At 65.7% G+C, this 1,645-nt stretch carries 2 protein-coding genes; one reads left to right on the top strand and one right to left on the bottom strand.

Going from position 1 to position 1,645, the window contains the following annotated elements; all coding sequences use genetic code 11:
* Positions 1–86: 86 nt before the first annotated feature.
* Positions 87–1,463 (bottom strand): group II intron reverse transcriptase/maturase, encoded by a 1,377-nt coding sequence (ltrA, locus tag IBX53_RS16065; protein WP_290911376.1) that lies wholly within the window; start codon positions 1,461–1,463, stop codon positions 87–89.
* Between ltrA and IBX53_RS16060 the strand changes: the two genes are divergently transcribed.
* A partial coding sequence (locus IBX53_RS16060; RefSeq protein WP_290911373.1) for a hypothetical protein occupies positions 1,462–1,645 on the top strand: 184 nt, incomplete at its 3' end. The genes ltrA and IBX53_RS16060 overlap by 2 nt on opposite strands.

Here is a 1,645-nt window from a genome sequence, read left to right as displayed (position 1 = left end):
GATCGAGTAGGAGGGGGAGTCGCCTCCCCCGTCCTCTCACACCACCGGGCATACGGTTCCGTACCACGGCGGTTCACGAAGAACGACTAAGCCCTCTTGACCGTATCGTGTACCGAGACCAGTCCCTGCTGACCGAACCAGCGGTTAGGCAGTGCATGGCGCATATGAAGCGCGCCGGCATTCCACCAGGGACCTCGCCCGTTTCCCGCTGATTTCCAGGCACGTTGCTCGTCCAGGCCCAGCGCCTGAAGCTTGCGGCGCCGAGTCCATGGGCGTTTCCACTGCCGCCAGATCACGCAACGCAGTCGACGACGTATCCATCGATCCAGCACTTCCAGGGGGTGCCTTACATCGACGAGGCGGAAGTAGTTGGCCCAGCCCCGCAGGACCGGGGTCAACTCTTCGATAACGCGCCGTATGTTGCGCCCCCTGCCACGCTTGAGGATCTCGCGGACACGCTGCATCAGGCGCTGCAGACTGGCCTTGGCCAGCGTCAGCTTCGGCAGCTTGTGCCGGGTCAGCGTGTAGCCCAGGTACCCCCGGTGCCAGGGTCGGTCCACCGCACTCTTGTCGCGATTGACCGTGAGCCTGAGTGAGCTTTCGAGAAAATCACTCAGACTGGCCATGACGCGCTCGCCCGCCCGTCGACTCCTGACGTACACCTGGACGTCGTCGGCGTAGCGGCAAAAGCGGTGACCGCGGCGTTCCAGTTCCTTGTCCACGTCATCCAGCAGGATATTGGCCAGCAGCGGACTCAGCGGTCCACCCTGGGGCGTACCCTGCCGGCGTGGCGTGGCCAGGCCGTCCTGGAACATCCCGGCTTCCAGATAGCGTCGGATCAGGCGCAACACTCGCTTGTCGTGGATGCGGCGCGCGACCCGCGCCATCAGCAGGTCGTGGTTCACCCGGTCGAAGAAGGCTTTCAGATCGAGGTCGACCACCCAGCGGTGGCCGGCGGTGACATGGCCCTTCATCGCCGAGACGGCCTGCTGGGCGCTGCGCCCAGGGCGGTAGCCGTAGCTCGATGCCGAGAATCCCGGATCGAAGCGCGGTGTCAGCACCTGCAGCAGCGCCTGCTGGATCAGCCGGTCGGTGACCGTGGGGATGCCGAGCTGCCGCGTCCCGCCCTTGGGCTTGGGGATCGTGACGGCTCGGATTGGGCTGGGGTGGTACTCACCGGCCAGCAGCCGCTCGCGCAGCGTCGACCAGTGTTGCTTCAGGTGGTCGGCCAGCTGGTGCACCGTCATGCCATCGGCACCCGGCGCCCCTTTGTTGGCGACCACCCTACGGTAAGCCCGCGCCATATTGGCCTTGTCTACCACGGCCTCCATGAGCGGGGCGGGCTCCGCTTTCGTCCACGATGACGACGCCGGGACCGTCTCGACGCCCACCGGCCGGGGCTCGGGGATCTGCCCCTGCCCCTCTGGGTGGGTGGCGGTATTAGCGCCAAGGTCTGTCTTCATGATCGATCCTCGAGACGTCATCGCCTACTCGCGGTTCTTCATGTTCGGCCCTTGGTGCCGGGGTGAATCGGCACTTACTATGGCCTCTGCTGACATCTGGTGGTCCATCCCGTCGCCTCTCGGCACCGGTAGCACCGTGGCAGACCACCAGACCTCCCAGGGTAAGACGCGCGACCTTCCCG

The sequence above is a fragment of the Halomonas sp. genome, from assembly GCF_014859505.1.
In the GTDB taxonomy this organism is placed as follows: domain Bacteria; phylum Pseudomonadota; class Gammaproteobacteria; order Pseudomonadales; family Halomonadaceae; genus Halomonas.
The sequence above is the reverse complement of the archived record's forward strand: the minus strand, read 5'-3'. Positions and strand labels throughout refer to the sequence as shown.